This is a genomic window from Anaerococcus sp., from assembly GCF_022770135.1.
GTDB lineage: Bacteria > Bacillota > Clostridia > Tissierellales > Peptoniphilaceae > Anaerococcus.
In genome coordinates, this window is sequence record NZ_JALEIL010000006.1 from 1 (window position 1) to 8152 (window position 8152).

Here is an 8152-nt window from a genome sequence, read left to right on the forward strand (position 1 = left end):
ATGTACGATATGCCACACTCTTATGGACTTATCCTAAGGCTTATAGCAATACTAGGAATCGCAATGGTTGCAGCACCGGGAGCACCAGGTGGAGCAGTAATGAGTGCCCTACCATTCCTACCTGTAGTAGGAATCTCACCAGAATCAACAATGGCAAGCCTACTAATAACCTTATACCTAACCCAAGACTCATTTGGAACAGCTGCCAATATTTCTGGAGACCCAGCGCTTGCAGTAGCGGTAGATAAAATTTATAATAAGAATATACTAGGTAAAAAAGACTGGCAACCAGACCCAGTCAAAACTAAATAGGCTAATAGCCTTATTACCTTTGCAAAAAGAATGGGGCGGCTATGCTGCCCCTTGTTTATTAAGAAATATAAGGAGACGATATGACAGTTAATGCATCAGTTTTTGATATAATAGGGCCCAATATGGTTGGTCCATCAAGCTCGCATACAGCTGGAGCTTGTAAGATCGCTCATACAGCAAGACGTATGGTAGATAGAAATTTTAACGAGGTTATCTTCTACCTCCATGGCTCATTTGCTAAAACCTACAAGGGCCACGGAACAAATAGAGCCTTGGTTGGTGGAGTTTTGGGCTTTGACCCAGAAGATGAAAGGATTATCAATGCCTTCGAATACGCCGATAAGGCAGGCATTAAATATTCTTTTGTAGAAACTGACCTTGGAGATGTTCATCCAAACACGGTAAATATAGTGTTCAAATACCCGGATAGATCAGCCCTTTCAGTTCAAGGTTCATCCATAGGTGGTGGAGCAATAGTTATTACCAAAATGAATGGTAATGCAATCGAGTTTAAGGCAAATAAGCCTACTCTTTTCATGAGCTATGCTGAACAAAAGGGAGTAATAGCCTTTGTTTCAGGAATTCTTTTCGATAATGGCTATAACATTAACACTATGAAGACTATCAAGGAAGATAATAATGTTATGTTAGTTTGTGAGCTAGACGAACCACTAAGAGACGATATTTTACAAAAAATTAGAGATGGTAAAGATTTTACCTTTATCAAATATATAGGGGTATAGTATGTTAACAAAAATGAAAACACTAAAAGAAAGATGTAAAGAAGGAAACTGCGAGCTTTGGGAAATTGCTCTAGAAGATGAGATTAAAAACACTGGAAATAGCGAGGAAGAAATCTGGGAAAGGCTTCAAAGAACCCTAGATGTAATGAAAAAATCAGCCCAAGCAGCTCTTGAAACTGAAGTGATTTCAGTTACGGGCATGACTGGGGGAAATGCTAAGAGCATGCACGATTACTTCCTCAAGGGAGAATCTGTCCTTGGAGAAACACCAGCCCTTGCCATGGCTATGGCTCTTTCTACATCAGAGATAAATGCTGCCATGGGTATAATCGCTGCAGCTCCAACTGCAGGATCGTCGGGAATCCTTCCAGCAACACTCATGACTATGTATAAAAAATACGGCTACAGTGATGATGAGCTTAAGAAGGCTCTTCTTGTAACAAGTGCAATTGGTCAAGTAATATTCGACAATGCGACCTTCGCTGGAGCTGAGGGTGGATGTCAGGCTGAGACAGGTTCTGCTGCGGCAATGGCAGCAGCTGCTGTATGCTTCTTAAGAGGCTATGACATCCAAACTCAAGAAAATGCTGCAACAGCAGCCCTACTAAATATTCTAGGACTAGTGTGCGACCCTATAGGCGGCATGGTTGAGTTCCCATGTAACTTAAGAAATGCCAACGGAGTTATGAATGCCCTAGCAAGTGCAGACATGGCTATGGCAAATGTCAAGATGATCGTAACCTTCGATGAAGCAGTAGATGCTCTTAAGAGAGTAGGAGACGTCCTACCAGCAAGATTAAGAGAGACAGGTGAAGGCGGTATAGCCGTTTGTCCATCAGCCCTTAAACTTAAGGCAAAATATATAGACGGTGAATAGATAAGAAAACCCTAGCTAGGAGAAATTCTAGCTAGGGTCTATTTTTATTTCCAATAATCTAATTCTTCTTTTATTCCAATATTTTTTGCGACAAAGCTTGGGTCTTTGCCTTCTTTTCTTTGAGCCTTGTAATCTTTCAAGCAGGCTATTAATTTATTTGATAAGATCAAAATCGTTGGTAGATTTATCAGAGCCATTATACCCATAAATAGGTCGGAAAGGTTCCAAACAAAGGCTTGCTCTTGGATAGCACCGAAAAATATTAGAAAGGCTGCAAGAATCCTATAAGGTATTCTTTGTCTCTCGTCTAATTCCTTCTTGGCTAGATAGTCAAAGTTTGAATCCACATAGTAGAGATTTCCTATAAAGGTTGTAAAGCCAAAAAGCACAAGGGATGCTGATATAAAGTAATATCCGAAGTTACCAAAGACACTCGCTAGGGCTTCCTGGATGAAAGGAGCTCCCTCAAGGGCAGGACTTGGATCTATACCTGAGCTTAGACCCATAAAGGCTGTAGATGTACAAATCAAAAGGGTATCGATAAATACTGAAAGCATTTGAACCAGTCCTTGTTTTACAGGATGGCTTACTTCAGCAGCTGCAGCGGCATTTGGTGCAGAACCAATACCAGCTTCGTTAGAATAAAGTCCTCTTTTCATACCCAAAATCATGGATGATCCGGCAAGACCTGAGAAAATTGCCTTGAAGTTGAAGGCATCTTCTATGATTTTCCTAAAGACTTCAGGAATCCTTCCTATATTTAGGATTATCATGATAAGAGAAACTACAACAAAGATTATTCCCATAAAAGGAACTAGGTTTTGGGTGATCTTAATTATTCTCTTTCCTCCACCAAGGATAACAAAGGCAACCGCAAGGGCGAAGAATCCTCCGATAATCTTTGGACTAATATCAGGATTGTAAATCCCGTAAGATTGGAAGGAAGATTGAAGGTTGAAGCTTGCAAGCATATTAAAGCCAACAGCATAGCAAACTATAAGGGCGATAGAGAAAACTACTCCGAGCTTTCTGCTCTTTAGACCTTCTTCTATGTAGTAAGACGGACCTCCGTATGAGCTGTGCTTTCCTTTTTTCTTATAAATTTGAGCAAGAGTTGACTCAGCAAAGGCACTAGCAGAACCTATTATAGCTACAAGCCACATCCAAAACACAGCTCCATAGCCTCCTAGACATATGGCAGAAGAAACTCCTACTATATTTCCAGTTCCTACTCTGGATGCTGTAGATATCATCAAGGCTTGAAAGCTTGATACATCTGATTCGTTCTTTGGTTTTTCCTTGATTACCTTGAAGGCTTCCTTTAGAAGGCTTACTTGGATAAAGCCAGTTCTTATTGTAAAATACAGGCCTACAGCTATAAGTAAGACTACAAGGATAGGGAAATACAAGACAGTATTTATCTTTCCTATAATCATATTCAAATTTTCCATTATTCTTCTCCTTATTTAAGTTTGAATTAACTTATCTAATAACTTTATCAAGATAATATAATAATAGATTATACCGCTGTTAAATAAATGTTTAAATAGCTTTAGTAATTTCTCAATATAAAATTACAAGTTTTATTGTACTGTTTATTCTTATCGATGAAAACATCTATTATTTTACTTAGGGAATTGGGGAGATTTTATTTTGAAAATTTTGACTTTCTAGGATTTAATTGTTCAATAATAAAATGCTAATATAATTTATAGAGAAATATTATTTGAAAGAGAGGCGATTTATGAATCAGAAATTAGATCTTACAAGAGGACCTATCTGGCAAACCTTAGTTAAACTTTCGATTCCTCTAGCCCTAACAGCCTTTATACAGATTGCTTATGGCTTTGTAGACATGATTTGGATATCTAGGCTTGGAACCGATGCAGTTGCAGGTGTAGGGATTGCTGGATTTGTCTTTTGGATAGCTAACTCCCTTGCTCTTATACCAAAGGTTGGTACAGGAGTTTTTGCATCCCAATCTTACGGCCAGGGCAGTGAGAAGGAGACTATAAGGGTAATAAATAACGGTATAATTCAAGCAGTGATTTTAGGTTTTTCCTTTACTATTTTTGTCCTAATTATTAGAAATATATTTATAGAAGCCTATCATTTGGGAGATGCGGCAGAGATTGCTGCAAAAAGATATCTTTTTATAGTGGCTTGTGGGATGATTTTCTTTTTTATAAATCCTATGTTTTCTCAATCCTTTACAGCCCTAGGGGATTCTATAAGTCCCTTTAAGATTAATGCAGTAGGACTTCTTGCAAATATGATACTAGATCCAGTTTTGATCTTTGGCTTTGGACCCCTTCCAGCCTTGGGCATAAGGGGAGCTGCTATAGCGACTATCTTCAGTCAGTTTTTGGTTAGCCTATGCTTTTTATTTGTTATCATAAGGCAGGACGATATAATCAAAAAGGCCATATCTAGGATTGATTATAGAATGAATTGGCAGAAGGAAATATTTAAGCTAGGTCTTCCGGCAGGAGTTTTGAGTGGTTTTCATGCTTCGATTTCTATGATACTAAATAGATTTATGGCAAGCTTTGGCCCAGTTCCAGTTGCGGTAGCTTCGATCGGGGCTCAACTTGAGTCGATTTCATGGAATACGACAGAGGGAATCCAAGTTGGAATCCAGGCTCTTGTTGGACAAAACTACGGAGCTAAAAAAATCGATAGGGTAATAGATATAATAAAGGTAAGCTTTAAGCTTGTGGCAAGCATTGGCCTTATAGCAAGTCTTGTCCTATTTTTCTTTAGGTACAATTTATTTGCTCTCTTTACGCCAGGAGATAGTGAAGCCATAAGCTTAGGCGCCGATTATCTCTTGATCCTTTCCTTAAGCCAGCTTATGATGGCAACAGAGATTGGCCTTGCTGGTGCTTTCAATGGGCTTTCTGATACAAAAACTCCAGCCCTAATAGGTCTTGTGATGAATACATCGAGAATCCCAATTTCCTTAATCCTCATGCCATTTTTGGGTGTTCATGGAGTATGGATTGCCATGAGCCTAAGCTCAAACTTCAAAGGGATTCTTGCTATAATTTTCCTATCTAGGAAGGTTAAAAAATTAAAAAATGAAAACTACAAAGAGCCAGAACTTGATTAAGCTGGCTCTTTTAGAATATTTATTATAAGTTTTCAATATCGAAGCTAGAAATCTCATCTACAAAGTAATCTGCTTCTTTTTTGATATAGTCCCACTCCTTTTCATTCCAAGGAAAGTCCTTTATGCCTACTGTCTTAATTCCAGAATTTTTGGCGGCTTTTATGGCATAGAGGGCATCGTCGAAAAGAATTAAGTCTTCTGGAGACTTGCCGTGTTTTCTGATCGAATACTCCCGGAATTCTTTCTTAGACTTATTGTATCCTGTTGTATCTGGTGTCGCCACAAAGTCGAAGAGGTCGAATACTCCAATTCTCTTTAGGGCCTTTTCTAGATATTTGTAGTCGGTGGAGGATGCTACAGAAAGAGTGTATCCCTTCTTCTTTAAGTCTTTTAGGAAATCTACAGCTCCGTTTTTAGGAAGAAGATCATTTGCGTAGGCATTTTCTATAGTCTCTTCGAAATACTTAATTACTTCGTCCTTAGTCATATCTCTTGCTATATTTTTCGATAGAAATTCACACATATCATAGAAGGGAAGGGCCTCAATCTCTCCCTTTTTTTCTTTTGGGATTTTATTTAAGTCATAACCGTATTTCGTAAAGATATCTTCGAGCGGTTTTATCCAAATATGCATGGAATCTAGAATCGTTCCGTCAATATCGAATATTAGTCCGTACATTTGTATCCTTTCGTCTATCTTTGAGCATGTCTGTAGCCTTTGCTGATGGCTTCTTCTTCTGAGTAAAACCAGGTTACATTTTCTACAGAAATCTTCTTATAGTCCCTCTGACCCGGGGTGTGATAGACTCCTGTAAGTCTATTGCCCTTGATTGGACCTTCTGTAGAATCTGCTGTATAGTTTTTCTTTCTACTGGTGTAAGGTCTAGTTTTTTGATTTTCGATTGGCCTATCTCCAGCAGGATATGGGAAACTATCCTTCGAACCTTGGCTAGAATTAGAAGGTCTCGTAGATCCAGATTGGACTTCTTTACTTTCTTCTCTGGACATTTCATCTTCAATAGAAGCAATAGCTTTTTCTAAATCTTTTTCTAAATCTTCTTCAATTTCATCTTTTTTTTCTGGCCCAGGAAGATTCTCCTTATCAGAATCTATAAGGCCAAGGGCTTCATCTAGGTCATAGTCTTCGTAGTAGACAATAGGGAGGTTTTCTGACTTATTATCTGCAAGACTGGTAGTCACAAAGCCCAGGGCTCCCAGACACAAGAAGAGAGCGAGCATGTTTTTCTTTTTCATAATTATCCTCCTTCAATTTATATATACATTATACCATATGGAAGGCTTTGCCTCTTAGTTAGATTTATAATATAATTAGCTGTAAGGAGATATTATGAACACTTTATTAGAACTCTATTTAACATTTTTTAAGATGGGTCTTTTCACCTTCGGTGGGGGATATGCCATGCTTCCTCTTTTAGAAAGAGAAGTGGTCGATAAGAAGGGCTGGGCAAGCCATGAGGAAATTTTAGACTATTATGCAATTGGCCAATCCACTCCAGGAATTATTGCCATTAACACCTCGACCTTTTGTGGTTACAAGGTAGGTGGAAACATCGGAGGGATTGTAGCAAGTCTCGGATTCATTACGCCATCTATAATAATCATTTCTATCATAGCCAAATTCCTACAAAGCTTCAGTCATCTAGCCATAATCCAACATGCCTTTGCCGGCATAAGAGTTGCGGTTTGTGCCTTGGTTTTTTATTCTGTCCTTAAGATGATAAAAAAGGATGCCAATACAGGACTTAAATTTATGGTATTTATTTTGACCTTTGTGGCTATAGGATTTTTGTCTATTTCGCCAATTGTGGTTGTGGTAACGGTTGGAGTTTTTGGAATACTTTTAGGAAGGGGAAAGAAAAATGCTTAGGTTGATGTGGGAGTTTTTTAAGATCGGAATATTTGCAGTAGGTGGAGGAATGGCAACCATACCCTTTCTCTATGAAGTAGGGGAGAAGTTTGGCTATTTCTCGAATGAAGAGCTTCTAGATATGATAGCTGTATCTGAATCGACACCTGGAGCGATTGGGATAAATATGTCTACTTATGCAGGAATTAACGCCCATGGATATGTGGGAGGTATTCTTGCTACGATTTCTCTAATCACAGGACCAGTGATAATTATTCTATTTATAGCAAGAGCCATGGATAAGTTTAAAAACTCCAAAGTCGTAAAGGATGCCTTCGTAACCTTAAGACCGGCTACAGCGGGCCTTATCCTTGGAGCTATGAGCTCGGTATTATTTGTAACTTTATTTAACATAGAAGCCTTTAGGCAAAGTGGAAATATAATAAATATAGTAAGACCAATTCCCTTAGGAATATTTGTGGTATTTTTAGGCTTATTAACGAAATTTAAGAAATTAAATCCTATTGTCGTAATCATAATAGGAGCTCTGCTTGGAATTTTCCTAAAACTCTAAGTTAGGCTGGGTATAAGTAGAATGTAAGAGAAAGGATAAGAAAATGTTAGTTTATATAGCAGGAAGTGGAGCTATGGGATCAACCATAGGCTATCACATAGAAAAAAATACGGACAGCCAAGTTATCTTACTAGATTACTGGCAAGATCATATAGATAAAATTAATGAAAATGGACTCAAAGTTTCTGGTAAAGTAGAAGATACAATAAAAATAAAAGCAATGAAACCAGAAGATGCCAAGAAAAAGGCAGACCTAGTTGTAGTTATGACTAAGTCAATGGCACTAGAATCTATGATGGAATCTATCGAAGGCATAATAGGAAAAGATACCCAAATTCTTTGCCTACTAAATGGAATGGGTCATGAAAAAATCTTAGAAAAATTTGTAGACAAAAATCAAATTAACATGGGGGTTACGATTTGGGCTGCTGGTCTAAATGCACCAGGAGAAATAGAAATCACAGGCAAGGGAACAATAGATGTCCAAAATATCGGTGATGATGAGAAAAATGGAAGAAAGATTGCTGATCTCTTAGATAAGGCAGGCCTTGGAGCAAAATACGATACAGACGTGATGTATGCGATCTGGAGAAAGGTTATGGTAAATGGAACTATGAATTCCATGACCACGCTTATGGAATGCACCATTGGAGAATTCTTCGATTCA

10 protein-coding genes are annotated in these 8152 nt (G+C 38.2%); 7 read left to right on the forward strand and 3 right to left on the reverse strand.

Annotation, left to right across the window (positions count from 1 at the left end):
* The 3 genes from MRZ08_RS00265 to sdaAA form a co-directional block, all read left to right on the forward strand.
* Positions 1–312: cation:dicarboxylase symporter family transporter (locus MRZ08_RS00265; protein WP_290878610.1), on the forward strand; the 312-nt coding region annotated here is incomplete at its 5' end.
* Positions 313–392: 80 nt separating this feature from the next.
* Positions 393–1055 carry an L-serine ammonia-lyase, iron-sulfur-dependent subunit beta gene (gene sdaAB / locus MRZ08_RS00270; RefSeq protein WP_290878612.1) on the forward strand — a complete coding sequence of 221 codons (663 nt, stop codon included), beginning with the start codon at positions 393–395 and terminating at the stop codon, positions 1053–1055.
* 1 nt (position 1056) lies between these two features.
* Positions 1057–1932 (forward strand): L-serine ammonia-lyase, iron-sulfur-dependent, subunit alpha, encoded by an 876-nt coding sequence (sdaAA, locus tag MRZ08_RS00275; RefSeq protein WP_290878614.1) that lies wholly within the window; start codon positions 1057–1059, stop codon positions 1930–1932.
* Positions 1933–1976: 44 nt separating this feature from the next.
* Here sdaAA and MRZ08_RS00280 read toward each other — a convergent pair whose 3' ends face one another.
* Entirely contained in the window at positions 1977–3383 is a 1407-nt protein-coding gene (locus MRZ08_RS00280) for an alanine/glycine:cation symporter family protein (RefSeq protein ID WP_290878616.1), read from the reverse strand.
* Positions 3384–3676: 293 nt separating this feature from the next.
* Here MRZ08_RS00280 and MRZ08_RS00285 point away from each other — a divergent pair, with 293 nt between their 5' ends.
* Entirely contained in the window at positions 3677–5044 is a 1368-nt protein-coding gene (locus MRZ08_RS00285) for an MATE family efflux transporter (RefSeq protein ID WP_290878619.1), read from the forward strand.
* Positions 5045–5066: 22 nt separating this feature from the next.
* On the opposite strand, the gene MRZ08_RS00290 is transcribed toward MRZ08_RS00285, so the two are convergent.
* Positions 5067–5723 carry an HAD family phosphatase gene (locus MRZ08_RS00290; RefSeq protein ID WP_290878622.1) on the reverse strand — a complete coding sequence of 219 codons (657 nt, stop codon included), beginning with the start codon at positions 5721–5723 and terminating at the stop codon, positions 5067–5069.
* A 14-nt stretch (positions 5724–5737) separates the two neighbouring features.
* Entirely contained in the window at positions 5738–6298 is a 561-nt protein-coding gene (locus MRZ08_RS00295) for a hypothetical protein (protein ID WP_290878625.1), read from the reverse strand.
* 94 nt (positions 6299–6392) lie between these two features.
* Between MRZ08_RS00295 and MRZ08_RS00300 the strand changes: the two genes are divergently transcribed.
* From MRZ08_RS00300 to MRZ08_RS00310, 3 genes are all read left to right on the forward strand, one after another.
* A complete protein-coding gene (locus MRZ08_RS00300) occupies positions 6393–6932 on the forward strand; it encodes a chromate transporter (RefSeq protein WP_290878627.1) in 540 nt (179 codons plus the stop codon).
* Positions 6925–7485 carry a chromate transporter gene (locus MRZ08_RS00305; protein WP_290878630.1) on the forward strand — a complete coding sequence of 187 codons (561 nt, stop codon included), beginning with the start codon at positions 6925–6927 and terminating at the stop codon, positions 7483–7485. Before MRZ08_RS00300 ends, MRZ08_RS00305 begins: the two co-directional genes overlap by 8 nt.
* A gap of 43 nt (positions 7486–7528) precedes the next feature.
* The coding region (locus MRZ08_RS00310) for a 2-dehydropantoate 2-reductase (RefSeq protein ID WP_290878633.1) at positions 7529–8152 on the forward strand (624 nt) is incomplete at its 3' end.